The sequence below is a fragment of the Actinoplanes sp. NPDC023714 genome, from assembly GCF_040639855.1.
In the GTDB taxonomy this organism is placed as follows: domain Bacteria; phylum Actinomycetota; class Actinomycetes; order Mycobacteriales; family Micromonosporaceae; genus Actinoplanes.
Genome location: NZ_JBFAAR010000001.1, coordinates 164,306 through 187,457 on the forward strand (window position 1 = coordinate 164,306; position 23,152 = coordinate 187,457).

Annotated in this window: 25 protein-coding genes, 1 tRNA gene and 1 pseudogene; 17 read left to right on the top strand and 10 right to left on the bottom strand. The window is 71.1% G+C overall.

The genetic code is table 11. The features are described from left to right. The first annotated feature begins 162 nt into the window (after positions 1 to 162). The 7 genes from AB0G10_RS00855 to AB0G10_RS00885 all read left to right on the top strand — a co-directional run bounded on the left by AB0G10_RS00855 (position 163) and on the right by AB0G10_RS00885 (position 5,052). Positions 163 to 795 (top strand): RNA methyltransferase, encoded by a 633-nt coding sequence (locus AB0G10_RS00855; RefSeq protein WP_360914473.1) that lies wholly within the window; start codon positions 163 to 165, stop codon positions 793 to 795. Positions 796 to 867: 72 nt separating this feature from the next. Further along, positions 868 to 1,530: a DUF6758 family protein gene (locus AB0G10_RS00860; RefSeq protein ID WP_360914476.1), complete on the top strand. Its 663-nt coding sequence runs from the start codon at positions 868 to 870 to the stop codon at positions 1,528 to 1,530. A gap of 131 nt (positions 1,531 to 1,661) precedes the next feature. After that, positions 1,662 to 1,820 carry a hypothetical protein gene (locus AB0G10_RS00865; RefSeq protein ID WP_014447648.1) on the top strand — a complete coding sequence of 53 codons (159 nt, stop codon included), beginning with the start codon at positions 1,662 to 1,664 and terminating at the stop codon, positions 1,818 to 1,820. A 9-nt stretch (positions 1,821 to 1,829) separates the two neighbouring features. Next, positions 1,830 to 2,606, top strand: a complete 777-nt coding sequence (locus tag AB0G10_RS00870; RefSeq protein ID WP_360914479.1) for a PH domain-containing protein — start codon at positions 1,830 to 1,832, stop codon at positions 2,604 to 2,606. After that, a complete protein-coding gene (locus AB0G10_RS00875; RefSeq protein ID WP_360917911.1) occupies positions 2,603 to 3,460 on the top strand; it encodes a PHP domain-containing protein in 858 nt (285 codons plus the stop codon). The genes AB0G10_RS00870 and AB0G10_RS00875 overlap by 4 nt, the downstream gene beginning before the upstream one ends. Before the next feature lie 61 nt (positions 3,461 to 3,521). Further along, on the top strand, positions 3,522 to 4,139 hold the full coding sequence (locus AB0G10_RS00880; protein WP_360914482.1) for a MarC family protein: 618 nt from the start codon (positions 3,522 to 3,524) through the stop codon (positions 4,137 to 4,139). Positions 4,140 to 4,254: 115 nt separating this feature from the next. Further along, positions 4,255 to 5,052: a PD-(D/E)XK nuclease family protein gene (locus AB0G10_RS00885; RefSeq protein WP_360917912.1), complete on the top strand. Its 798-nt coding sequence runs from the start codon at positions 4,255 to 4,257 to the stop codon at positions 5,050 to 5,052. Positions 5,053 to 5,228: 176 nt separating this feature from the next. Here the strand turns inward: AB0G10_RS00885 and AB0G10_RS00890 are convergent, their stop codons facing one another. Next, positions 5,229 to 6,083, bottom strand: coding sequence for an oxygenase MpaB family protein (locus tag AB0G10_RS00890; protein ID WP_360914484.1), 855 nt, complete (start codon positions 6,081 to 6,083; stop codon positions 5,229 to 5,231). 93 nt (positions 6,084 to 6,176) lie between these two features. Further along, positions 6,177 to 6,608, bottom strand: a complete 432-nt coding sequence (locus AB0G10_RS00895; protein ID WP_360914487.1) for a Fur family transcriptional regulator — start codon at positions 6,606 to 6,608, stop codon at positions 6,177 to 6,179. A gap of 116 nt (positions 6,609 to 6,724) precedes the next feature. Between AB0G10_RS00895 and AB0G10_RS00900 the strand changes: the two genes are divergently transcribed. Then, positions 6,725 to 7,201: a DUF2231 domain-containing protein gene (locus AB0G10_RS00900; RefSeq protein WP_360914490.1), complete on the top strand. Its 477-nt coding sequence runs from the start codon at positions 6,725 to 6,727 to the stop codon at positions 7,199 to 7,201. Between the two features lie 49 nt (positions 7,202 to 7,250). Here the strand turns inward: AB0G10_RS00900 and AB0G10_RS00905 are convergent, their stop codons facing one another. Next, positions 7,251 to 7,685, bottom strand: coding sequence for a translation initiation factor 2 (locus AB0G10_RS00905; RefSeq protein WP_360914493.1), 435 nt, complete (start codon positions 7,683 to 7,685; stop codon positions 7,251 to 7,253). Between the two features lie 64 nt (positions 7,686 to 7,749). On the opposite strand from AB0G10_RS00905, the gene AB0G10_RS00910 reads away from it, so the two are divergent. Then, complete coding sequence (locus tag AB0G10_RS00910; protein WP_360914496.1) at positions 7,750 to 7,929, top strand: hypothetical protein; 180 nt, start codon at positions 7,750 to 7,752, stop codon at positions 7,927 to 7,929. A gap of 33 nt (positions 7,930 to 7,962) precedes the next feature. Here AB0G10_RS00910 and AB0G10_RS00915 read toward each other — a convergent pair whose 3' ends face one another. Beyond that, positions 7,963 to 8,484 (bottom strand): hypothetical protein, encoded by a 522-nt coding sequence (locus tag AB0G10_RS00915; protein ID WP_360914498.1) that lies wholly within the window; start codon positions 8,482 to 8,484, stop codon positions 7,963 to 7,965. A gap of 164 nt (positions 8,485 to 8,648) precedes the next feature. On the opposite strand from AB0G10_RS00915, the gene AB0G10_RS00920 reads away from it, so the two are divergent. Beyond that, complete coding sequence (locus AB0G10_RS00920) at positions 8,649 to 8,870, top strand: hypothetical protein (protein WP_360917988.1); 222 nt, start codon at positions 8,649 to 8,651, stop codon at positions 8,868 to 8,870. A gap of 14 nt (positions 8,871 to 8,884) precedes the next feature. Here the strand turns inward: AB0G10_RS00920 and AB0G10_RS00925 are convergent. Together AB0G10_RS00925 and AB0G10_RS00930 are read right to left on the bottom strand one after the other, a co-directional pair. Next, a pseudogene (locus AB0G10_RS00925) lies at positions 8,885 to 9,148 on the bottom strand (FmdB family zinc ribbon protein); the annotation flags it as partial. Position 9,149: 1 nt separating this feature from the next. Beyond that, positions 9,150 to 9,764: a 5-formyltetrahydrofolate cyclo-ligase gene (locus AB0G10_RS00930; RefSeq protein WP_360914501.1), complete on the bottom strand. Its 615-nt coding sequence runs from the start codon at positions 9,762 to 9,764 to the stop codon at positions 9,150 to 9,152. Between the two features lie 83 nt (positions 9,765 to 9,847). Here AB0G10_RS00930 and AB0G10_RS00935 point away from each other — a divergent pair, with 83 nt between their 5' ends. The 6 genes from AB0G10_RS00935 (at position 9,848) to AB0G10_RS00960 (ending at position 15,762) form a co-directional block, all read left to right on the top strand. Then, positions 9,848 to 11,827 carry a diguanylate cyclase gene (locus tag AB0G10_RS00935; RefSeq protein WP_360914504.1) on the top strand — a complete coding sequence of 660 codons (1,980 nt, stop codon included), beginning with the start codon at positions 9,848 to 9,850 and terminating at the stop codon, positions 11,825 to 11,827. Positions 11,828 to 11,873: 46 nt separating this feature from the next. Then, positions 11,874 to 12,785, top strand: coding sequence for a UTP--glucose-1-phosphate uridylyltransferase (locus AB0G10_RS00940; RefSeq protein ID WP_360914507.1), 912 nt, complete (start codon positions 11,874 to 11,876; stop codon positions 12,783 to 12,785). Beyond that, the gene (gene glp, locus AB0G10_RS00945) at positions 12,782 to 14,092 is read left to right on the top strand and encodes a gephyrin-like molybdotransferase Glp (RefSeq protein ID WP_360914510.1); all 1,311 of its coding nucleotides are present in this window, start codon (positions 12,782 to 12,784) and stop codon (positions 14,090 to 14,092) included. The genes AB0G10_RS00940 and glp overlap by 4 nt, the downstream gene beginning before the upstream one ends. After that, a complete protein-coding gene (locus tag AB0G10_RS00950; protein WP_360914512.1) occupies positions 14,093 to 14,725 on the top strand; it encodes a GNAT family protein in 633 nt (210 codons plus the stop codon). Between the two features lie 126 nt (positions 14,726 to 14,851). Beyond that, positions 14,852 to 15,607 (top strand): hypothetical protein, encoded by a 756-nt coding sequence (locus tag AB0G10_RS00955; protein WP_360914515.1) that lies wholly within the window; start codon positions 14,852 to 14,854, stop codon positions 15,605 to 15,607. A 78-nt stretch (positions 15,608 to 15,685) separates the two neighbouring features. Continuing rightward, positions 15,686 to 15,762, top strand: a tRNA-Ala gene (locus tag AB0G10_RS00960). 78 nt (positions 15,763 to 15,840) lie between these two features. Here AB0G10_RS00960 and AB0G10_RS00965 read toward each other — a convergent pair. Then, on the bottom strand, positions 15,841 to 16,362 hold the full coding sequence (locus AB0G10_RS00965; protein WP_360914518.1) for a DUF2199 domain-containing protein: 522 nt from the start codon (positions 16,360 to 16,362) through the stop codon (positions 15,841 to 15,843). 133 nt (positions 16,363 to 16,495) lie between these two features. On the opposite strand from AB0G10_RS00965, the gene AB0G10_RS00970 reads away from it, so the two are divergent. Beyond that, a complete protein-coding gene (locus AB0G10_RS00970) occupies positions 16,496 to 17,740 on the top strand; it encodes a GAF domain-containing protein (protein ID WP_360914521.1) in 1,245 nt (414 codons plus the stop codon). A 78-nt stretch (positions 17,741 to 17,818) separates the two neighbouring features. Here the strand turns inward: AB0G10_RS00970 and AB0G10_RS00975 are convergent, their stop codons facing one another. From AB0G10_RS00975 to AB0G10_RS00985, 3 genes are all read right to left on the bottom strand, one after another. Further along, the gene (locus AB0G10_RS00975; protein ID WP_360914524.1) at positions 17,819 to 20,266 is read right to left on the bottom strand and encodes a bifunctional polysaccharide deacetylase/glycosyltransferase family 2 protein; all 2,448 of its coding nucleotides are present in this window, start codon (positions 20,264 to 20,266) and stop codon (positions 17,819 to 17,821) included. Continuing rightward, complete coding sequence (locus AB0G10_RS00980) at positions 20,263 to 21,054, bottom strand: hypothetical protein (RefSeq protein ID WP_360914527.1); 792 nt, start codon at positions 21,052 to 21,054, stop codon at positions 20,263 to 20,265. Before AB0G10_RS00980 ends, AB0G10_RS00975 begins: the two co-directional genes overlap by 4 nt. Positions 21,055 to 21,505: 451 nt before the next feature. Next, the gene (locus AB0G10_RS00985; RefSeq protein ID WP_360914530.1) at positions 21,506 to 23,089 is read right to left on the bottom strand and encodes a phospholipid carrier-dependent glycosyltransferase; all 1,584 of its coding nucleotides are present in this window, start codon (positions 23,087 to 23,089) and stop codon (positions 21,506 to 21,508) included. Between the last annotated feature and the right edge of the window lie 63 nt (positions 23,090 to 23,152).

Here is a 23,152-nt window from a genome sequence, read left to right on the forward strand (position 1 = left end):
CATTTGAAAGTCCTTCACATGGATACGGACCGTAAGGCAAACTCTTTCCCAACAGAGCGTGGGCGGCGGGTGCCGGGGAGGGCCCCGCCGCTCATTGCGTCTCCTGCCGGAGATCACTCCCGGCGGTCGAGGCCCGGTTCCGGAGAAGTAGCCTATCGCCCCATGACGGCGGGCGAGGACCATTTGATCGAGGTGGGCGTCGGCCCATGGCCCGGCGAGTGGCCGTCCGGCGATCACTACGACCTGGAGCTGCTCGAGCAGGGTGATCGCCGCAACGTCGTGGACCGCTACCGGTACTGGACCCGGGAAGCCGTGATCGCGGATCTGGACGAGCGCCGGCACGACTTCCACGTCGCGATCGAGAACTGGCAGCACGACTTCAACATCGGCACGGTGGTCCGCAACGCCAACGCGTTCCTCGCGGCCGAGGTGCACATCGTGGGCCGGCGCCGGTGGAACCGCCGGGGCGCCATGGTCACCGATCGTTATCAACACGTCCGGCACCACCCGACCATCGAGGATTTCGTGGCCTGGGCCGCCGGCGCCGGCATTCCGGTGGTCGGCATCGACAACCTGCCCGGCTCGCGTCCGATGGAGACCACCACGCTGCCGCGCCGGTGCGTGCTGCTCTTCGGCCAGGAGGGTCCCGGGCTCTCCGATCCGGCGCGGCAGGCGTGCAGCGAGCTGTTCTCGATCGCCCAGTACGGCTCGACGCGCTCGATCAACGCCGGGGTGGCGAGCGGCATCGCGATGCACGCCTGGATCCGTGAGCACGGGGGTCCCCCGCCCTCTTGAGGGTCACCAAAAGGCCCGATCCGCTTGACGGGGAACCGCCCGACCCGCACGGTATGGAGTGTGGGTGTCACGGTGAGTTGCCCCAGATGCGCTGCTCAGGTTCGGAAGCCGGACCTGATGCACAGCACCTGGCGCTGCGACAACTGTGGCGACGTTCCGCCGTTCCACGTCGCCGAGCACATCAGTGCGGAGATCGTCGGAGCGGTGCTGCGGGAGTCGGCCTCGAGCGCGGAGCGGATCCCGCTCTGGTGTCCCTGGCCGCTGCCCTCGGGCTGGATGGTCACCGGCGTCGGCTGGTCGGGTGACGAGCGGTTCGGCGTACGGGCCACCGTCCTCGCCTGCAGCGGCCCGGAACCGCTCGGCGGCGGCCCGGCCGACCTCGTCCTGGTGGCCGAGCAGCCCGGTGTCGGGCTGGGCACGCGCTTCGCCGGCATTCCGGGTCTCGACCCCGGTCATCTGCTCGCCGAGGCGCTCGCCGAGCCGGGCGCGCACGCCGGTCCACACGCGAAGATCAAGGCGGCCGGGCACCCGACTCCACTGTGGTGTGTGAAGTCACCCGAGGATCGAAGTGCTTACGTGAGTGAGGCCAAAGGAATGTGGCTCTATGCGGTAGCGTGGCCCGCAAGCGCGGGCTATCTCCTCGCGGAGCATGTCGTTCTCCACGACCTGTCCGAGGGGGTGCCGCCCGAGCTGCTGTTCGGAGCGCCGACGCCATATCTGCACGGTCGTGCCTAACTCTCTCGGGTGTGACCAGTGGTGTTGACAATCGGCTTTCTGGACACTTTGTTCACACGAAGCGACGAAGCTGATACCGTCAGTATTGCCGCGGCGCTGAATGTAACCCGCACCGGAGGAGAAGGCCCGCCATGATCAAGAAGGTCCTCACCTGGCTTGGTATCGCATTCTTGATCTTCTTCATCGCCTTCAACCCGAGATCCGCCGCGGCGGTCTTCGAGTCACTCGGAGGCACGATCGCCGACATCGCCCGAGGCTTCGGCACCTTCTTCACCGACCTCGTCGCATAGCATCGCTACATGGATCCTGGCGACCCCCGCGACCAGCGAGCCGAGGGTGCCCGGCGCCCTCGGGAGGACGACGAGAACTACGGGTACGACGACCCGGCGTTCGACGACACCGCGGCCTACGCACGCGGCCAGCGGCGTGCCGACGAGTTCTATGAGGATCCCGACGAATACCAGCCGCCCTCCTTCACCGAGGAGGAGCTGGAAGGTCTCGACCGCGGCGGCGGCCCCCGGCGCTTCCTCCCGCTGGAGGACGAGCCGACCACATTGGTCGCGCGCTACCTCTTCCCCACGGAGCGATACCGCGGCGAGTGGAAGCGGCACTGGATCCACCTGACGACACCGATCTCGATCGGGGCCGGCGCCACCCTCGTCCTCGGCTACCTCGCGGGCTTCCTCACCCGGCAGAACATCGACGGCATGGTCACGGTGGCCGTCCTGATCTGGCTCGGCGTGATCAGCTGGGTCGCCTGGCGGGTCTTCGACTGGTACTTCGACAGGTTCATCCTGACCAACAAGCGGGTCATGGTGGTCAACGGCATCGTCACCCGGAAGGTGGCCATGATGCCCCTCCTGCGGGTGACCGACATGAAGTACGAGCAGTCCGCTCTCGGCCGGATGCTGAGCTACGGCACGTTCGTCCTCGAGTCGGCCGGCCAGGACCAGGCGTTGCGCGAGGTCAAGCACCTGCCCAACCCGAACGAGCTCTACCTCCGGGTGGTCGAGGAGATGTACGAGCCCCAGGCCGTCGAGGCGCGGCTCGGCAAAGAGGACGACGACGCCGACTGACCGTGAGCAGAATCGACCTCCACTGTCACTCCACCGCGAGCGACGGCACGCTGACCCCGGCCGAGCTGGTCCGGGCCGGTGCCGACGCCGGGCTGGACGTCCTGGCGATCACCGACCACGACACCACCGGCGGCTGGGAGCAGGCCGCCGCGGCCCGGCCGGCCGGGCTCGCCCTGGTGCGCGGTGCCGAGCTGTCCTGCTGGTGGGGTGAGGGCGGCCAGGGGATCGCCCTGCACCTGCTGGCCTACCTCTTCGACCCGGCCGAGCCACTGCTCGCGGCCGAGCTTGCCCGGATGCGCGGGGATCGAGAGCAGCGGGCCGAGAAGATCGTCAGGAAGTTGCGGGCGGACGGCGTGCCGATCACCTGGGCCGAGGTCCAGGAATACGCGGCCGGCGGGTCGGTCGGGCGTCCGCACATCGCACAGGCGCTGATCCGGGCCGGGCTCGTCGCCACCACGACCGAGGCCTTCGCGTCGGCCTGGCTGGGCGCCCGTTACTTCGTACCCAAGTCTGATCTTGATGTTTTCCAGGCTGTGCGATCGGTGCGGGATGCCGGGGGCGTGACCGTCTTCGCTCATCCACGGGCGACCGTGCGTGGCCGGGTGGTGCCCGATCGGCTGATCGTGGCGCTGGCCGAGTCGGGGCTGTTCGGGCTGGAAGCCGACCACGAGGACCACACGCTCGCGGAGCGGATGCACGTGCGGGACCTGGCCGGACGGCTCGGACTCGTGGTCACCGGATCGTCCGATTTCCACGGCACCCACAAGACGGTCCGGCTGGGCGCCCACACGACCGCCCCGGAGATGTACGAAAAGATCGTCTCGGCGGCCACCGGAGTGCCGGTCCTGGGGTGAGGCGGGGTGACGCTCGCCCCAGCGGCCTGCGGAAAGATCGTCCGGGACCTACCTTGTTCGGGTGAATGTCAAGCTGTTCGGCGAGTTCTTCGTGACTCTGCTGGTGATCGTCGATCCCCCCGGCATGGTCCCGGTCTTCCTCGCGCTCACCGGCAGCATGCCGGCGAAGGCCCGCAACAAGGCCGGGATGCAGGCCGTCCTGCTCGCCCTCGGCGTGATCGTCGGGTTCGCCATCGCCGGCCAGACGCTCCTCGACTACCTGCACGTCCAGCTCCCGGCCCTGCAGGCGGCCGGTGGCCTGCTGCTGGTCCTGGTGGCGCTGCAGCTGCTCACCGGCAAGACCGACGAGCCCAGCGACCAGGTCGGCACCAGCAACGTGGCCCTCGTCCCGATCGGCACCCCGCTGCTGGCCGGCCCCGGCGCCATCGTCGCGACGATGCTCTTCGTGCAGCGCGCCGAGTCACTCGACGAGCACCTGATCCTGGCGGCCGCGATCCTCGCCGTGATGTTCACGGTCTGGCTGGTGCTGCGCTTCTCCGGGATCATCGTGAAGCTGCTGCGCCCGGCCGGCATCGAGGTGCTCACCCGGATCGCCGGCCTGCTGCTCGCGGCCATCGCGGTGCAGCTCATCGCGGATGCCGTCTTCGCGTTCGTGCAGGGTTACAGCGGCCGGTTCTGAGCCTTCGCGTTCGATTCTTGTCGGGGGGTGCTGGCAGGATTGCCGTGTGTCCCCCACCCGATCGCGCGCCACCGGTTCTCGCTCGGCGGTCCCCGAGCAGCTCGGCTTCGCCGGCATGCCGGAGCGGCTCTTCGTCTGCACGCCGAGCAAGCTCGGGGCCTATGTCGACTGCCCCCGGCGCTACCGCTACTCATACGTCGACCGCCCCACCCCGCCGAAGGGTCCGCCCTGGGCGCACAACTCGCTCGGCGCCAGCGTGCACACCGCCCTGAAGAACTGGTTCGCCCTGCCGGTCGAGCGGCGGGTGCCGGGCGCGCTGCCCACGCTGCTGAAGGCGACGTGGGTGCGCGAGGGCTACCGCGACGTCGACCAGGAGCGCGCCGTCTACCAGCGCGCCCTCGACTGGCTGGAGAGCTACGTCGCCACCCTCGACCCGGCCGATGAACCGCTCGGCGTCGAGCGGGTGGTCGCCACCAAGACCTCGATCCTCGCGCTGAACGGCCGCGCCGACCGCATCGACGCCGACGGCGGTGAGGCGGTCATCGTCGACTACAAGACCGGCCGCTCCGAGCTGACCGCCGACGACGCGCGCGGGTCGATGGCGCTCGCGCTCTACGCCTATGCCGCCGAGCGGGTCTTCCGCAGGCCGTGCCGCCGGGTCGAGCTCCACCACCTGCCGACCGGGACGGTGTCGGCGCACGAGCACACGGCGGAGTCGCTGGAGCGTCAGGTGCGGCGGGCCGAGGAGACCGCGCGCGACATCATGGCCGCGGAGAAGGCGGTGGCCGAGGGCGCCGATCCCGATGCGGAGTTCCCGGTGAATCCGGGGTCGTTGTGCTCGTGGTGCGACTTCCGGAAGGTGTGTCCGGCCGGGGTGGCGGGGAAGGAGCCTTGGGCCGCGGTTGAGCGGTGATCTCCTTCGGGCCGGCTGGGGCCGGTGGGCGGGGCCGGGGTGAGCGGGGCCGGGGCGGGCGGGGGTGCGGTGTGTCCGGGGCGCTGCCTGGCCGGGCCGCGTGAGTCGGTTGCGCTTGTCTGGCTTCGCCTCTGGTTCGGCTTGGTGGGCCGGTTGCGGCTTCCTTTTCGTACGTTTCAAGCCTGGCCGGCTCTGGCCAGGGCCTGCCGGCGTAGGGGTGGGACCCTGTGTTGCTCGGGCAGGGTTTTGAGGACCGTGGCTATCAGGGCTCGCAGGCCGCGCGCGGACAGCCGGGCCGCCAGATCGGTGGTGGGCCAGCCGGGGCCGCCGTACATCCTGCGCGCCCACGGTGGGAGCAGGCCTATCGCCGTGCTGGCGATGCCCAGGTAGGCCCAGCGCGGCGGGCCGAGCGTGAGGCCCAGCTGGAGAGCCTTGCCTCCCCAGTTCGACGGGACCGGGGGAACCGTCAGGAAGAGGGCCGTCTCGGCGCTGTCCCTGGTCAGGGTGAGCTCGGGACGCATCGCCTCGTAGTAGGCCTCCACCTCGGCCGCCGTCGCGGGAACCGTGGTGGGGTCGAGGCCCACCAGCTCGGCGGATCTGAGCTGCTCGGTGTAGTAGAGGTCGGCCTCGTCGTCGGTGAGCCGCACCCCGGCCATCCGCGCGGTGCTCAGGAACGACTCGACCTCGGCCACGTGCACCCAGCGGAGCAGCTCGGGGTCGTCGATCCGGAACCGCTCGCCCGTCCTCGGGTCGACGGCCGACATCTTCGCGTGCAGGCGGCGGAGGCGGGCGGCGGCCTCGGTCACGTCGGCCGTGCTGCCGAAGACGACGGTGCCCACATAGTTCGACGTCCGGATCAGGCGGCCCCACGGGTCGGCGCGGTATCCGGAGTTCTGCGAGACGCCCGCCACGGCGCGCGGGTGCAGCGCCTGAAGGTAGAGCGAGCGGAGCCCGCCCAGCAGCAGGATCGGCTCACTGTGAAGTCTCCACGTGACCGAATCCGGCCCGAACAGCCCGACGTCTCCCGCCATGCCATCCAGCCTGCCACGCGCCGGCGCCCATCCGTCAGCCAACCGACCTGAGCGTTCGCTGACAACCACCCCGGCCCGGCTCGGGTGGCCGGCTCAGGCCGTCTCTGCGGCGCGGTCGGCCTGGCATTTGGGGCAGAGTCCCCAGAAGGTGACCTCGGCCTCGTCCAGGAGGAAGCCGTGGGTGTCGCTCGGGATCAGGCAGGGCGGTTCGCCGGTGGCGCAGTCGACGTCGGCTATCTCGCCGCAGCCTCGGCAGACGATGTGGTGGTGGTTGTCGCCCACCCGGGCCTCGTAGCGGGCGGGACTGCCGGCCGGCTCGATCCGGCGGGCCAGGCCGGCGCGGGACAGGGCGCCGAGGACGTCGTAGATCGCCTGGGTGGAGACCGAGTCGAGGCGGCCGCGGACCCGGCCGGCGATCTCGTCGACCTCGAGGTGGCCGCCGGCGGTGAGGACGTCGAGCACGGCGAGCCGGGGCCGGGTCACACGGAGGCCATGGGACCGCAACAACTCTTCACCGTTCGACACCGATCCATGACAACACGTCGGGGGCCGTTCACCAACCGGGATCGTCGTCACACTGGAGGTCGCCGTATCGCCGCTGTCGTGAGAATGTTTGCGTCGTCACGCAATTTCGAGGAGGAATGGTGTTCGACCAGGTCAATGGTTTACCGGTACATATCCTCGTACTCCACGCCGCGGTCATCTTCGTGCCGCTGCTCGCGCTCGGCAGCGTCGTCTACGCCCTGGTGAAGCCGTGGCGGGCGAAGATCGGCTGGGCCGTCGCGCTGCTGGCGGTCGTCGCCCCGATCTCGGCGACGGTGTCGAAGCTGTCCGGGACGGAGCTCTACAACCGGCTGCTGAGCCAGGGCATGTCCGGGCCGGGCAAGGTGATCCTGGACGACCACATGAACTACGGCACCATCACGATGTGGCTGTCGATCGCCCTCGGCGTGGTCAGCCTGGTCCTCGTGGTGCTCACCAGCCGCTCCGGAGCGGGCCTGCCCAAGGTCGCCGATCTGGCGTCCGCCGTGGTGATCGTGGTGCTGGCCGTGCTGACCGGCTACTACATCTTCGAGACCGGCGACTCCGGCGCGACCGCGGTCTGGGGCACCTACTGACACCGGCGCCTGCCTCCCCGCACGAGCCGCGGAGAGGCAGGCGCCGGTGTCAGAAGAACACCCTCGCGCACAGCAAACAGATCAGGATGATGCCCACGGCGCCGGCCACCAGACCCACGCCGTAGGTGACGGTCCGCGCCGAACCCTCCGCCTCGTCGAGCGCGTCGATGTCCTGAGCCGGCATGGAACGCGGCGGCGGCGGGTGCGCGATCGTGGGCGGCCGCCAGCCCGGCGCCGGGGGATCGGTTCGCGGCGGTCCGGTGTAGGACTGGGCCCCGCCCCCGCCCCCGCCGCCACCTCCTCCTGCTCCTCCTGCTCCGCCGGCGCCGCCGGGTCCGCCCGTGCCGCCAAGCCCACCCGGTCCGCCTTGGCCGGGCACGGTCGAGCCGCCCTGGTCGGAGGGGTCCGGGCGGCCGAGTGAGTCGGCGGCCGGGTCGGGGCGCTGCCAGTACGCGTCGTCCGAGTCACTGGTGGGGGATGTCACGTTCACCGACGGTACAGCCGGAGGGGGACGACGGCCTTGCCGCCGTCGGCTTACCCTCTTAGACGTGGACATCCTGGATGGCCCCGAGCGGGACAGCGACGCCGAGCGTGAAGTCGACTTCGAGTCCGAAGAGGCCCCGGTGCTGCCCGATCAGACCCGTGACGACACCGAACGGGGCTGGGGCGAGACGAGCTATTCGAACGACGACCGGCTCTACGAGGACCGGCCGCCACACTGGGGCTGAGCGCACCGCCGGCCGGGTGAGTGCGGCGCGCCGTCAGCCGGGGCGGATCAGGATGGCGAAGCCGCCGTCGGAGGCGGCTACCGCCCGTTCGGCCTCTTCGGGAGCGAGGGCCAGCAGCAGGCCCCCGGTGGCCGGGTCGTTCTCCCCGGTCACCTCCAGGACCAGGGCGGCGCTCGCCACGGGTGTGGTGCGGTCGCCGGGACGCAGCAGGTCCACCCGCTGGCCGGGGCGGACCAGGGTCAGTGCGGTCGGGTCGGCGAGGCGTACCGGAACGCCCACCCTGCCCGGCGGAATGCCGGCGGCGCTCTGATCGGCCGGTGTGGCACCCGCCGGCGTGGTCGCGGAAGCCCGCGCCGCGGACTGCGGTGGACCGGGCGCGACCGGACCGTGAGCGGACGGCTGGAACCAGAGGACCGCCGCCGATGTGAGCAACAACACCGCCGCGAGCGCCGCGCGGATCAATGAACCGCGGCGGGGGCGGCTCCAGCGGACCGGGTCGAGGCGGTCGCGGCGTCGTTCGGCGCGCTCATGGCGGGCGGTGAATCCGCGGGACATCCGAAGCCTCCTCTCGCTGGTGTGCGGAGAAAGCTAGGCCGCCTCGCCGTCGTCGTCCGGGAGGCCTGTGGACGAAGCGGGATTGTGGACGACCGGCGAGAAGTCGGGTGACCTTGCTAGAGGGCACGGCAAACGCGCCGGCCTCGGGGAGGCCGGCGCGTTCGATGCGTTGCAGCGGTCAGGAAGCGGTGCTCGCCTTCGCCGACGAGGACGACGCCGGGGTGCTCGTCGAGGACGAGGACGAGGACGACGACGACGAAGAAGACGACGAAGAGGACGTCGACGCGGAGGACGACGACGAGTCGCTGGAGGTCGAGGTCGTGGCGGGGGCCGCTGAGCCGGACTTCTCGGCGCTCACGTTTCCGGAGCGGGAGTCGTTGCGGTAGAACCCGGAGCCCTTGAAGACGATGCCGACCGAGTTGAACACCTTGCGGAGCTTGCCCTGGCAGTTCGGGCACTCGGTCAACGCCGGGTCGGAGAAGGACTGCACGGCTTCGAGCTGCTCACCGCATTCGGTGCAGGCGTACTGGTAGGTAGGCACTTGCTCCTCCGGATCGTTCGGCTGTTGGCACTCGCCAACTCCGAGTGCCAATGTTGCGGCATCGGAGGTCAATTCGTCCACTCCGGCACCGGCCTGAGCGTTGGCGACATCCGAGCAGAACACCTCAGCCGAACGAGATGAGCCCGTCCGTGGGCGTGATCACACCGCGTACCGCCCGATCGTGCGGCTCGGCGGGCACCTCGTCGACCAGCTCGCCGTCGTGCAGCAGCGCCAGCGTGAACGGTCCCGGGTCGCCGAGCCGGGCCAGGACCCGGTCGTAGGAGCCGCCACCCCGGCCCATCCGCACGCCCATCCGTACGCCCGCACGCCCCACCGCCAGCGCCGGCACGATCACGAGGTCGGCCGAGCGGATCGCGTCCGGGCCGAGCCGCGGGCCACCCGGTTCCCGCAGACCGCGTGGCGCTGCCGTGAGCGTCCCGTCGAAGACCGCCCAGTCCAGGTCGTGATCGGGCATGAGTACGGGCAGAAGCACGACCGGCACCGCCGCGGCCAGCAGTCCCGGCAGTCCGGCGCCTCCGGGCTCGGAGCCGACCGGCACGTACGCCGCGACCGTGGACGGCTTGTTCACCCGTACGAAAGACCGCACTTGACCCTGGATCTCGGCGGCCGCCGAAGCGAGCGCCGCGTCCGAAAGTGATCGACGGGCCGTGAGCAGGCGTGTGCGCAGCGCGATCTTGCTTTGTGGTGATTTTTCCGCGTCAGCGGCTAAATCGGACATGCAACACCCCCTTTTGAAAACCGGCAAACGGCGCACACTATGTCAGCATCGCCTGGAAAAGAGGGCCACTCCCGGGAGGATGTGTGACACTACGTGGCCGGCTAACCAGCGCGTTCCTGGTGGTCGTGCTCGGTCCGGTCCTGCTCGGATCCATCTTCGTCGCCCTCACCGTCGGCGCGGTGAGCCGGGAGCGAACTGCGGACCGGCTCGATCACGCAGCCGTCACCGTGGGTGCCGCGGTGAGCGCCGTCTGTCGTCAACTACAGGCCGCCGCCGACGCGGTCGCGGTGGTCCCGGCTACCGAGCGTTCCGCCGTGGCCGACCAGCTGATCGCCCGCGGGCTCGCGACCGCCATTCGGATGACCGGTCCTGATCAGCAGACGCGCCCCGTGCAGGGCAGCAGCCGGGAAGAGGTCCTGGAGAAGGGCGGCCGTCCCGTCGGCTGGCAGGACTGCGCCGGACCGGCTGGTGGCGCGGTCACCGCGCTCGCCGCGAGCGCCGACGCCTCCGACGTGACCGTCCTGGCCGCCCAGCGCGTCGACGGCGCCCTCCTGGCCCGGATCGGCGAGGCCGGCGGCGTGGCGGTGACACTCGGAGACCCGGCCCGGCGTGCCGAGGCCCAGCGGAGCACGGAGGGGGAGGCGGCGCATCGCGCGCTCACCGCCGAGCCCGGCCAGCCGTTGCCGCTCACCCTCACGGTCCCGGCCGCCGACCCCACCCTGCGCTACATGATCCTCGCCGCCATCGTGCTGGTCACCGCCCTGGTGGCGATACTGGCCGCCCGCTGGCTGGCCCGCTCCACCACCCGTCCGCTCGGCGATCTGGCCTGGGCGGCCGATCGGGTGGCGAACGGCGACCTGGACACCCGGGTCCCGATCCCGCGCCCGGACGAGCTGGGCCGGCTCGCCGGGACCTTCAACCGGATGACCCGCGAGCTGCAGTCCTACGTGCAGGCGCTCACCGCGAGCCGGGATCAGCTGCGGCGGCACCTCGCGATCCTCGGCGACACCCTCTCCAGCACACACGACCTGGACCGGATCCTGCCGGTCATCCTGCGGACCTCGATGACCGCGACCGGCGCCCGGGCCGGGCTGATCCTGCTGGCCGAGCCGGACGGCCGGCTCGCCGCGCGCTGCGGCGCCGGGCTGACCGGCGACTGGGACGTCACCGCCGCCGAGCTGGCGCAGCGGCGGCTGGTCGCCGGCCGGGGCGTGCTCGGCACCGTGGCGTCGACCGGCGCGCCGCTGCGGGGGACCAGCGGCGGCGCGCCCGACGAGCCGCCGTGTGAGTCGTATCTCGCCGTGCCGATCTGCGCGCCGCCGAACCCGGACGCCGACGGCGAGCCCGAGCCGGGCACGCTCGGCGTCCTGGCCCTCTACGACCGGCTCGGCTGCCCGGCCTTCGAGGACGCCGATCTGCGGACGCTGCGCACGTTCGCGGGCCAGGCCGGGGTGGCCGTGCACAACGTCCGGGTGCACGAGGAGGCGCAGCGGCTCTCGCTGACCGACCCGCTCACCGGCCTGTGGAACTACCGTTACCTGCGCGAGGTGCTGCGGCGGGAGGTGGAGCGGGCGAGCCGGTTCGGCCGGATGCTCACCGTCCTGGTCCTCGACCTCGATCACTTCAAGGAGGTGAACGACACGTACGGGCACGCGGCCGGTGACCTGGTGCTGGGCGAGTTCGCCCGGCGGATCCGGCTGGGGCTGCGCGAGGTCGACGTGGCGTTCCGGCAGGGCGGCGAGGAGTTCGTGGTACTGCTTCCGGAGACCGACGCGTACGGTGGTGTGATCGTGGCCGAACGGCTCGGCGCGGCGGTCCGCGAGTGGCCGGTGCCGATCGACCCACGCCGACCCGACCTCGCCGACCGGATCTCGATCAGTGTCTCGATCGGCATCGCGGTCTTCCCGGAGCACGGCAACACCGCCCAGGAGGTGCTCGACGCCGCGGACGAAGCGCTTTACGCCGCGAAGAACTCGGGTAGAGACACGTACAGACTGGCTTTCGACCCCGCATCGGCGACGAGTGGTGGGCCGCAGCCGCCGCGGCAAGTCCGTGGCCGATAGTCTCGCGGCATATCCGGGCACGATCCAGCGAAGGTGCGGTGACTGAATGACGACGAACGCGCAGGGGACAGGCCGGCGCGCGGTTAAGGCAGTGATTCCGGCGGCGGGACTCGCCACCCGGTTCCTGCCGGCCACCAAGGCCGTGCCGAAGGAGCTGCTGCCGGTGGTCGACCGCCCGGTGCTGCAGTACATCGTCGAGGAGGCGGCCCAGGCCGGCATCACCGACGTCCTGCTCGTCACCGGCCGGGGCAAGACCTCGATGGTCGACCACTTCGACCGCCGTCCCGACGTGGAGCAGCGGCTCGCGGACAAGGGCGACACGGCCCGGCTCGAGGCGGTCCGCCGCACCAGCGAGCTGGCCGACATCTACACGGTCCGCCAGGGTGAGCCGCTCGGCCTCGGCCACGCGGTCGGCACCGCCGCCTCGCACGTGGGCCCGGACAACGCGTTCGCGGTGCTGCTCGGCGACGAGTTCGTGGAGGAGGAGAAGCCCCTTCTGCCGCAGATGCTCAACCTGCAGGCGGAGACCGGCGGCATCGTCCTCGCGCTGATGGAGGTGGCTCCCGAGGAGACCTCCCGCTACGGCATCGCGTCGGTGGAGACGACCGGCACCGAGGACGTCGTCCGCATCACCGGACTCGTCGAGAAGCCGAAGCCCGAGGAGTCCCCGAGCAACCTCGCGGTGCTCGGCCGCTACGTCCTCCCCGGCAAGATCTTCGAGACGATCGCGGACACCAAGCCGGGCGCCGGCGGCGAGATCCAGCTGACCGACGCCATGGCGACGCTGCTCGCCGAGGGCACCCCGGTGCACGGCATCGTCTACCGCGGCCACCGCTACGACACCGGCATGCCGCTGGGCTACCTGCAGGCGGTCGTCCAGCTCGCGGTGCAGCGCCCCGACCTCGGTGAAGAGTTCCGCGCGTGGCTCACCGAGTTCGTCGGTGGTCAGAAGGGATGACCGCTACGGCCGATGCCGAGGCGGCCGCCAACGAGCTGATGCCTCTCGCCGAATACCTGGGCAGCGTGCTGCGCAGGTTGCGGGCGCTGCCTCCGCTCGACCTCGACCTCACTCAGGCGCACGGGAACGTGCTGGCGGCCGACGTGATCGCGCCGCACCCGTTCCCGGCGTTCGACCAGGCCGCGATCGACGGGTACGCGGCCCGATGGGAGGACCTGGCCGGCGCCGGGCGCATCGGGTCGCACCCCTCGGCCGGCAAGTTCGACAGCAAGAGCCGCTCGGTCCGGCTCAACGTCGTGGGGGACCTGGGCGCCGCGAGCTGGCGTCCGGTCCGTCTCACCCCCGGAACCTGCTTCTCGGTGGCGGCCGGCGCGCCGCTGCCGATCGGTGCCGACGTCGTGGTGCCGGTGCACTGGACCGATCAGGGCATGGCGGCCGTGGAGATCCTGCACGCGCCGAAACGCGGCTCCGGGGTCCGGCGGGCCGGCGAGGAGATCGCGGTCGGCCAGGTGCTGGCCCGCGCCGGGACGTACGTCTCCCCGCCGATGGTCGCCACGTTCGCGGCCTCCGGGATCGGGCACGTGCTGGTCCGGCCCAGCCCGCGGGTGGTGGTCGTGGCGACCGGCGACGAGCTCGTCGACGTGGGCCGGCCCAGCCAGCCCGGCCAGGTCGTCGACGCGAACTCGCACGCGCTGACCGCCGCCGCGGTGGAGGCGGGGGCGCTGGCGTACCGGATCGGGATCTGCGACGACGACCCGGAAGGCCTGCGCGGCCTGCTCGAGGATCAGACGCTGCGGGCCGACCTGATAATCACGACCGGCGGCACCGGAACCGGACCCGGCGACATGCTGCGCCGGGTCCTGTCACGTCCCGGGACCGGACGCGGCTCGGTGGAGTTCACGAACGTGGCTCTCTGCCCGGGCACCGCGCTCGGTTTCGGCACGGTCGGCGGCGAGGAGGTGCCGGTCGTCTGCCTGCCCGGCGAGCCGGGCGCCGCGCTGATCGGTTTCGAGGTGCTGGCCTGGCCGGTGATCCAGCTGCTCGCGGGTGCCGAGCCGGTGTTCCGGCCGAGCGTCAAGGCGCATCTTCTGGAGACCGTCTCGTCCCCCGGCGGCCTGCGCGAATTCCGCCCGGCGCACGTCGCCGAACGACGCGGAGGCGGTTACACGGTGCAGCCACTCGCCGGTGGGCCGTACACTCTCTCCGGTTTGTCCGAGGCGAACGGTCTGCTCGTCCTCGGGGAAAGGGTCACCACGGCGGCGGCGGGTTCGACCGTGGACGTGCTGCTGCTCGACCGGAGGCGATGAATGCTCGGGGCCACGCCTGGATGGCCAGCCGTCCTGGCGGATGGTCCGGTGCTGCTGCGGCCGTACAAGCGCGGTGACGCCCGGGCCTGGTCCGAGGTGCGGATCGCCAACCAGGCGTGGCTCGCGCCCTGGGAGTCGGCGCCGCCCGGCCCGTGGTCGGAGATGAACTCGCCGCGCGCCTACGGCTACGTCTACCGCGACATGAAGCGCGCCGCCCGCAAGGGCGACAGCATGCCGTTCGCGGTCTGCCTGGTCGAGGACGGCCGGGAACGCCTGGTCGGGCACGTCAACCTGGGCAACATCGTGCGGCGCGCGTTCGCGTCGGCGTACGCGGGCTACTGGGTGGATCACCGGGTGGCCGGCCGGGGCGTGATCCCGACCGCGCTCGCGCTCGCCGTGGACCACGCGTTCGGCCCGGGCGGGCTGCACCGGATAGAGGTCAACATACGGCCGGAGAACGCTCCGAGCCGCCGGGTCGTGGAGAAGCTGGGTTTCCGCGAGGAGGCGTACCACCAGCGCTACATGCACATCGACGGCGGCTGGCGCGATCACCTCGGATACGCCATGACCAGCGAGGAAGTGGCCGCCGAGGGTGGCCTGCTGTCGCGCTGGAAACGCGTTCGCGCACGCTGAACCGATCTTGCCTGCGTCACTGCTGTCGGCGCGGCGCGCGAAATATCACCGCTACCGCCCGTAACCTCGCAAACGTCGTGCATTTTTTCACGACTCTAAACGATCTTGTCGTGGCGGAACGGAGGGGTGAGGGTGCCGACCTCGGTGCTCCTCGCCGTCCTCGCCGCGGCCGGGCTGCTCGCCCTCGCCCCGGCGCTGGTACGCCGGTACGACGCCACCGAGCGGCTCGCCGCGGAGCGGGCGTCGTCGACGGCGCGGGTGCTGCAGCGCCACCGCCGTCGACGCACCGTGCCCGGACGCCGACCGATCAACCCCGCGCGCCGGGTGACGGTTACGGTACCCGCCCCTTCGAGTGATCCTGCCGCGCCTCCGGAGCGTCGCCTGCGCCTGGTCACCGGCAAGCGTCCGCCCCGCCGCGCGCCGCAGCGCCGCGGCACCCCGGCCGTGGTCCGCCGCCGCCGGGTCTTCGCCGCCCTGGTGCTGCTCAACGCGATCGAGCTGGTCGGCGTGCTGGCGGTCGGCCCCGGCTTCTGGATCAGCTTCGCGGTGACCGGGGCCCTGCTCGGCCTCTACCTGGTCCACCTGCGCAACCGGGCCATCGCCGACCGCCGCCGCCGTCGCATCCAGGCCCGCGAGGCCGCCTGGCTGGCCGCCCGCCAGGCCGAGGTGCGGCGCGAGCAGGCCCGCCGTGCCGCGGCGAGGCGGGAGGCCCAGCGCCGCCTGGCCGCCCAGCGCGAGGCCGTCCGCCGCGCCGCCATGGGCCTGGACCGGGAGCCCTCGGACCTCCCGGTGGCCGCGAACGGCGGCTCGGTCTCCTACCGGCGCCGGGGCGGTCTGCGGGGTCGTCCCTACGAGGCGGGCGGCCGGCACCACACGGCCTGAGGGGGTCGGTTCGCGAATGCCCCCGATGACCTGTTAGCCTTTCCGAGGTTCGCCGGTGAGGAATCACCGAGGAATCGGGGGGCTGTGGCGCAGTCTGGTAGCGCACCTCGTTCGCATCGAGGGGGTCTGGGGTTCAAATCCCCACAGCTCCACCAACCATCAGGGCGACTTCGGTCGCCCTTTTGTTTTCCGGTCGCGCTGCTTTCTTCGTACGCAAGAAGGTCTGTGCCCTTCTAAGTCGCGAAACCGTCCAGCCGGTGCAGGTGGAAGGCGGCGATCTCCTGCACCCGGGCCAGGGTGATCCCGGCCAGCTGCTCGACGGCCAGGGGGTGGCTCGTCGGCTCCAGCTCGATGTAGGGCGGCTCGCCGACCGGCCGGGTGTGGACGTTCGTCTTCAGGTTGAGCGTGGACGGCTCGTAGCCGGCGATCGCGTTGGAGAGCCAGCCGAAGTAGGGCGGCTCGGCCTCCCGGCCCTCCTGCTCCCAGACGTCGACCGCGCGGGTGAAGTTCGGGCGACTCAGCGAGACCCACATGCTGTACGTGAACACGCCGCCGATGTCCCAGACCGGCAGCTCGATCAGCCCGCGGACGAAGAACTGCTCCCCGAAGATCACGCAGAGGTCGGCGTCGAGCAGGCAGCCCTCCTGGCCGGCCATCTCCGGCTTCCACAGATCGGGCGCCTGCGCGGCGAAGCTGAGCGGCGGGCCGTCGTGCTTGGCGCCGCACGTTCCGCAGACGAACTGCTCGGTGCTCACAGCGCCGAAGCATACGACCGGCCGGATGGATCTTCGCGGTCGCACGTGCCACGTCACACCAGAGGTAGGGCAAAACATGAAAACAGCTACTTTCGGGTGGTATCTCTGGAGCAAGTCCCGGAGGTGACGCCCCATGAAAGCTCCACTGCCCGACAACGAGATCGAGCGGCTGGCCGCGCTGTACTCCCTCGACATCCTCGACAGCCCGCCGGAGAAGGATTTCGACGACATCGTCGCGCTCGCGGCCGGTGTCTGCGAGGTCCCGGTCGCGATGGTGAGCCTCGTCGACGCCGACCGGCAGTGGGCCAAGTCGAGCACCGGCTCCGCGCTGACCGAGACCTCGCGGGAGGTGTCGTTCTGCGCGCACGCCATCCTCGGCCGCGACCTGCTGGTCGTGCCGGACGCCCGGGAGGACGCCCGGTTCGCCGACAACCCGGCCGTGACCGCCGCCGACGGCATCCGGTTCTACGCCGGCGCGCCCCTGCTCACCACCGACGGCTTCGCGCTCGGGACGCTCTGCGTGCTCGACACCGTGTCCCGGCGGCTCGACAACGAGCAGCAGCAGGCCCTGCGCGCGCTGGCCCGGCAGGTGACCGCTCAGCTGGAGCTGCGGCGCTACTCGTTCGCGCTCGCCAACACCACGGCCCGGCTCCAGGAGCTGGAGCGCCGCAAGGACGACCTGGCCGGGCTCGTCGGCGGGGAGCTGCGGTCGTCGCTGCGGCTCATGTCGGCGTACCTGGACCGGCTCGGCGACACCGGCTTCCACGACGCCGAGATGGCCGACCTGGTGGGCCGGGCCACCGCCGCGCACGTCCGCGGCTTCCGGGAACTCATCGGCCACCTCACCTCGATGGCCGAAGCCGGCCTGGGCGGGGACAGCCTGCATATGAAGCAGTGCGACCTGACCCGGGTGACGCAGCGGGCGGTCGAGGCGGTCCGGCCGATCGCGGCGAGCAAGCACATCTGGATCCTCAACCAGGCCGGCGGGCCGTCGCTGCCGATCATCGCCGACCCGGTCCGGCTCGAGCAGGTGCTGACCCACCTGCTCTTCGCGGCGGTGAAGTACACGCCGGAGGGCGGCCGGGTGCGGGTGGGCACCGAGATGGAGTCGGGGCCGACCGTACGGCTCGACGACATGGACCTGCCCGACGGGCTGCGGCCCGACCTGTTCCCGCACCTCTACTACGGCGCCATCGCCAACCCGGCGGACGTGCCCGGACCGGATCGGGGCCTGGCCGTGGCGAAGCGCATCCTCGACGCGCACCACGCCACGGTGGCCCTCTCCGACCGGCCCGGTGACGGCACCTCGCTGCACGTCGTCTTCCCCTACGCGGAGATGACACCGAGCGAGATGATCCGGGACCTGGCGGTCGCATAAGCCCCGGACCTGGGGGGACGGCGGTCACCGGCCCCGCGCCCGACCGGCTGCAGTTCGGCCGGGCGCGGGGCCGGTGCGCTACCGGCTCTGATCGAGCCGGGAACTCCCGGCCGGGGGTGAGCCGGCATAGGGGAGCTCATCGGGGTAGTACTCGTAGGCCGGCATGCTCTGGGTGGGCACCGCCGGCGGGGCGACGGCACGGCCGGTCGGGGTCCGCGGCGCCGGGGTGAAGTGGTGCTGCACCGGCGGCCAGCTGTCGACGGCCGGGGCGACGTTGCCGCTCGGTCCGATCGGGTCGGCCGCAGGCGTCCGCGCCACCAGGCCGGCCCGGTTCAGCTTGTGCCAGCGCAGCCGGCCGCCGGTCAGCGCCGTGGTCGCCGACTGGAGCAGCACGAGGTACATCAGCTGGCGATAGGCGAACTGCTGCAGCGGCAGCTTGAGCAGCGGCTTGAGTGACTCCTTGTCGAAACGGAACGCCACCGCCGCCGTGAACATCTGCAGCGCCAGCATCCCGACCCAGGCCACCAGAGTCTCGCTGAGCTCCCAGAAGACCAGGCCGTAGATCAGCATGATGTCGACGACCGGCGCGAGCATCGGCAGCGCGACGCCGAAGAGCGCGAGGAACGGCAGCCCGACCCGGCCGAACCGGCCGGACGCGCCGGACTCGAGGATGGACCGGCGGTGCTTCCACATCGCCTGCATGGTCCCGTAGCTCCACCGGTACCGCTGGCGGTAGAGCTGCTCCAGCGTGGTCGGCGCCTCGGTCCAGGCCTTGGCGTTCTCCTCGTAGACGACCCGCCAGCCGGCCCGGCACAGCGCCATCGTGACGTCGGTGTCCTCGGCCAGCGTCTCGTCGCTGACGCCGCCGACCTGGGCGAGCGCCTCCCGGCGGAACGCGCCGATCGCGCCCGGCACGGTCGGCATGCAGTTCATCACCTCGTACAGGCGGCGGTCCAGGTTGAAGCCGATCACGTACTCGATGTGCTGCCAGGTGGCGACCATGCTGCTGCGGTTGCCGACCTTCACGTTGCCGGCCACGGCACCCACCGACGGGTCGGCGAACGGCTGCACGAGCCGGCGGATCGAGTCGTCCTCGAAGATGGTGTCGCCGTCGACCGTGACGATCAGGTCGTGCCGGGCCAGGGCCACGCCGGTGTTCAGCGCGTTCGGCTTGCCGCCGTTGGGCACCCGCACCACCCGTACGTTGGGCAGCCCCATCCGTTCCACGAGATCGGCCGTGCCGTCGGTGGACCCGTCGTCGACGACCACCACCTCGATCTCCGGATAGTCGCCGGTCGCGAGCGAGCGGACGGCCGCCTCGATGCCCTCCTTCTCGTTGTAGGCGGGCACGATCACCGAGACCGGCTCGGTCACCGGCGGGCCCCAGCGCCAGTTCGGCTTGCGGCGCTGCCGGGCGTGCCGGGTCGCGAGGAGGAGCAGCAGACCGGTACGGCCGATCGTGAGCGCCCCGACGATCACGAAGAGCGAGGCGACCAGGAGGACCAGGCCGTCGGCGAGCCGGACCGTCCAGATCAGGGCCAGGCCCCGCCACTCGTCGTGCTGCGGCGCGTCCGGGTTCAGCGGCAGGGCGGTGATCGCCTCGGCGCTCTCGGCGCGATCCGGGCCGGTCTGGGCGGCCTGCTCGGCGATGCTCAGGTTCAGGCCCTCGGTGACCGTGGTGAACCGGTAGCCGCGGGCCTTCATCTTCGGGATGAACTCGGCCAGCGCCTGGACGGTCTGCGACCGCTCGCCGCCGGCGTCGTGGAACAGGACGATCGCCGAGCTGTCCCCGGCCGGCGTCGACGACTCGACGATCTTCCGGGCGCCCGGCCGCTGCCAGTCCTCGCTGTCCAGGTCGTTCACGACGACGAGGTAGCCGTGCCGGCCGGCCTCCTTGACGAGGTTCCAGTTCACGTCGTCGATCGCGGCGTTCTTGGACGAGTACGGGAACCGGGCCAGGTTGGTCTTCACGCCGGTGGCCCGGGCGATCGCCACCTGGGTCTGGGACAGCTCCAGCTCACGCCGCCAGGGCGCGAGCCGCTGCATGTTCGGGTGGGTGAAGGTGTGCACGCCGAGCTCGTTGCCGCCGTCCACGATCTGCCTGGCCAGCTCCGGGTGGCGGGCCACCTGCGAGCCGACCACGAAGAACGTGCCGTGCGCGTCGTTGTCCTTCAGCACCTTCAGGATCTTCGGTGTCCACTCGGGATCCGGGCCGTCGTCGAAGGTGAGCGCGATGGTGCGGTCCGGCAGCCGGGTGGTGCTCTCCTGCCCGCCGGTGGTGTTGATGATCGGGCCGCCGCCGCGGATCGCCAGCGGCACCCCGGACTGGTCGCCGACCTCGGTCTCCACGTGGTCGCTCTTGAACTCGGCGTTGATGTACGCCTGCACGACCAGCACGGCCACGAAGAAGCCGATCAGCAGCGTGCCGAGCATGACGCGCGGGCGCGGCAGGATCCGGCGGCGGCTGCGGCCCCGGGCGCGCGACCGCCGGGGCGTGGTGGGGGTGGAGGAGGGGGAAGTGGTCACGGCGTGGTCCCGGTCGAGGGGGCAGGGGTGTCCACCGGGTCGTCCTCGACCGGCGGGGCGGGCGGCGGCGGGGCCGGCGCCGGGGTGGCGGTCCTGGTGTTCGTGGCGGCCGGCGCGGGGGCGGGCTCGTCGACGACGGGCTCACCGCCGGTGCCGCCCGCCTGGCCGCCGCCGGTCTGGCCGCCACCCGCCTGGCCACCGGCCGGCGGCGCGGGCGGCGGCGGCTCGTTGCCACCGCCGGCCGGCGGGGCGCTGGACGAGGTGACCGGTGCGGGCGACGTGGACCTGCTGGGCGACGGCTTGGTGGTCGACTCCGTCGTCCGCGAGGTGGCCGGCGCCGGGGTCCTGGTGACCGGCTTGACGCTCGGCGCCTTGGACGGCTTGGCCGACGGGGCCGAGGAGGAGGGCGCGACGGTCCGCCGCGGCGGGTAGTCGGTGCGCCGCTGCAACGACTCCACGATGTACCGCGGGCGGGCCGAGCTGCTCGGCTGCGGCGTGGGACTGGGCCGGGGCGCCGGCGTGGCGTCCTTCTTCTCGTCCTCGTCGTCCTCCAGGCCGGGCAGCGGTAGTACGGCGCTCGAACTGACCGGTCCACCGGCCAGACTGACGCTGAGCAACCCCCCGTAGGCGACGACGAGGATGCCGAAGGCCAACGCGAGGCGCCGAAGCAGCCGGCTGCGCCGTCCCGTCGAGTCGACGAAGACCGGGGCGGGCGCGGACACGGCGATGATCTCCGTGTCCGGGGCATGGTCGGCGGATTGCGAGGTTCTGGGCTCCTGCGAAGTCACGCGGCGAAGCTTAAGAACATTTATCGGCGATCTTGGAACAGATCACTCACAAGGGGGACAGCCGACTGATCCCCTGAAATGGGACGAAATGATGAGGCCGGAGTATTGACCGGTCGGAGCCGGTCCGGCCGGTTCCCGATCGCATTTCGCTGAGCAGCGGTGAGGCCCCGGACCGAAAGACGTTACGCCGATTCGGGCATCGATTTGCTGTCGCATTCCCGACTGGCAATTCGAGCATTCTTCACGAATCGATTAAACCCTTAAGCGAGATTGGAGTGTAATGTCCGAATCGCCATCAAGGTGTTTGCGACACGGCAATCTTGTGGGGTCACCCGTTGTGCCGGTCATCCGACCTCGTTAAGCTCCATCTTGCGCGCCCCTATCGCCCGCTTCCCCCGTGGCAGGCGATCGGGGCGCGCCCTGTTTTCCGGGGCGGGCGCCCGGATTCGGCCTAGATCCAGCGGCTCCCGAGCCACATCCGCACCGACCAGTCGTCATAGGGCATCAGCGTGCCGACGAAGACCGGGTAGAAGTAGGCGAAACAGAGCGCCACCAGGACCACGAAGGTCGTCAGGACCACCGTGCCGATCAGCTGGCGATCCGAGCGGCCCGGCCCGGCCACCAGGCCCGTCGGTGGCGTCATGATCGCGCCGAGGACGTAGACGACGGCCAGGATCAGGAACGGCAGCGCCGGCAGGGCGTAGAACGAGAACATCGTCCGGCCGTCGGCCACCGCGAAGTAGAACCAGGGCAGCAGGCCGGCCACCGCGCCGGTGAAGATGGCGTAGGCCCGCCAGTCGCGCCGGGCGATGCCGAACCAGACCAGCGCGCCCAGCGCCGGCAGGAACGACCACCACAGGATCGGCGTGCCGAGCAGCAGGATCTCGGCCGCGCAGTTCGAGGCGCCGCAGTCGCCGGCGCCGTTCCAGTAGAACGCGACCGGGCGGCCCAGCAGCAGCCACTGCCACGGCCACGACTGATAGGTGTGCTTCTCGGTCAGTCCGCTGTGGAAGTTGTAGGCCTCGGAGTGGTAGTGCGCGAGGTTGAGCAGCGCGCCGATGACCGGCGGCTCGCTCATCCCGTTCGCCTCCCGGTAATGCCGGAAGTAGCCGACGTCGGTGACGAACCAGCCGGTCCAGGTGGCGAGGTAGAGGAGGAACGTGAGGGCGAAGCTGAGCAGCAGCCAGCCCAGGTCGCCGAGGATGCCGGCGACGATCGGGCCGCGGACGCCGGCCGAGCGCCGCGCCTGCACCCGCCAGACGATCACGAGGACGGCGAAGAACGGGGCGAAGAAGAGCGCGCTCCACTTCACGCCGCAGGCCAGGCCGAACGCGGCGCCGGCGGCGAGCAGCCACCACGGGACGATCCGGGGGAGGTGCGGCGTGGCGGACGGGTCGTAGCCGCCGTCGAGCGCCCGCTGCCAGCTGCGCCGGTAGTGGTCGCGGTCGAGCACCATGCAGGCGAACGCCACCAGGATGAACAGGCCCAGGAAGATGTCGAGCAGCGAGGTGCGGGACAGCACCAGCTGGAAGCCGTCCAGCGCCATCAGCAGGCCCGCCGTGCCGGCCAGCACGATCGAGTGGAACATCCGGTAGGCGACCCGGATCAGGACCAGGATCATCAGGGTGCCGGCGACCGCGGCGGAGAACCGCCAGCCGAACTCGCTGTTGCCGAAGAAGTGCTCGCCGAACGCGATCAGCCACTTGCCGAGCGGCGGGTGAACCACGTATGCCGGGCCGTTGGTCTTCTCGTCCCACTCGACGCCGTGCTGGAGCATGTCCCAGGCGTCGGTCGGGTAGTAGACCTCGTCGAAGATGTAGCCCTTCGGGCGGCTCAGCCCGGCGAACCGCAGGATCGCCGCGATCGTCACGATGATCGCCGTGACTATCCACGAGTACGGGTTGAAGCGCTGATCCAGCGTCGACAGCCGCCGCCGGACGATGTCGGGAACAGCACGCACCCCCGGGGACCGATCCGCCCCGGAGGGGGAGTCCGCGGTGGTGAGTTCATTCTCAGCAGTGGCCGCCGTCGTCACCCCGCGATCGTAGGCCCCACGCCTGAGAAGTGATGCCCGCCATCGCCGCGTCCTGTCATGTGA

Bases quoted from the DNA above. Each gene is read 5' to 3' on its own strand.
- AB0G10_RS00940 (WP_360914507.1), top strand. From the start codon at position 11,874: ATGACGACGAACGCGCAGGGGACAGGCCGGCGCGCGGTTAAGGCAGTG.
- AB0G10_RS00930 (WP_360914501.1), bottom strand. From the start codon at position 9,764: ATGTCCGATTTAGCCGCTGACGCGGAAAAATCACCACAAAGCAAGATC.
- AB0G10_RS00855 (WP_360914473.1), top strand. From the start codon at position 163: ATGACGGCGGGCGAGGACCATTTGATCGAGGTGGGCGTCGGCCCATGG.
- AB0G10_RS00865 (WP_014447648.1), top strand. From the start codon at position 1,662: ATGATCAAGAAGGTCCTCACCTGGCTTGGTATCGCATTCTTGATCTTC.
- glp (WP_360914510.1), top strand. From the start codon at position 12,782: ATGACCGCTACGGCCGATGCCGAGGCGGCCGCCAACGAGCTGATGCCT.
- AB0G10_RS00915 (WP_360914498.1), bottom strand. From the start codon at position 8,484: ATGTCCCGCGGATTCACCGCCCGCCATGAGCGCGCCGAACGACGCCGC.
- AB0G10_RS00920 (WP_360917988.1), top strand. From the start codon at position 8,649: ATGCGTTGCAGCGGTCAGGAAGCGGTGCTCGCCTTCGCCGACGAGGAC.
- AB0G10_RS00950 (WP_360914512.1), top strand. From the start codon at position 14,093: ATGCTCGGGGCCACGCCTGGATGGCCAGCCGTCCTGGCGGATGGTCCG.
- AB0G10_RS00970 (WP_360914521.1), top strand. From the start codon at position 16,496: ATGAAAGCTCCACTGCCCGACAACGAGATCGAGCGGCTGGCCGCGCTG.
- AB0G10_RS00890 (WP_360914484.1), bottom strand. From the start codon at position 6,083: ATGGCGGGAGACGTCGGGCTGTTCGGGCCGGATTCGGTCACGTGGAGA.
- AB0G10_RS00885 (WP_360917912.1), top strand. From the start codon at position 4,255: ATGCCGGAGCGGCTCTTCGTCTGCACGCCGAGCAAGCTCGGGGCCTAT.
- AB0G10_RS00900 (WP_360914490.1), top strand. From the start codon at position 6,725: ATGGTGTTCGACCAGGTCAATGGTTTACCGGTACATATCCTCGTACTC.
- AB0G10_RS00870 (WP_360914479.1), top strand. From the start codon at position 1,830: ATGGATCCTGGCGACCCCCGCGACCAGCGAGCCGAGGGTGCCCGGCGC.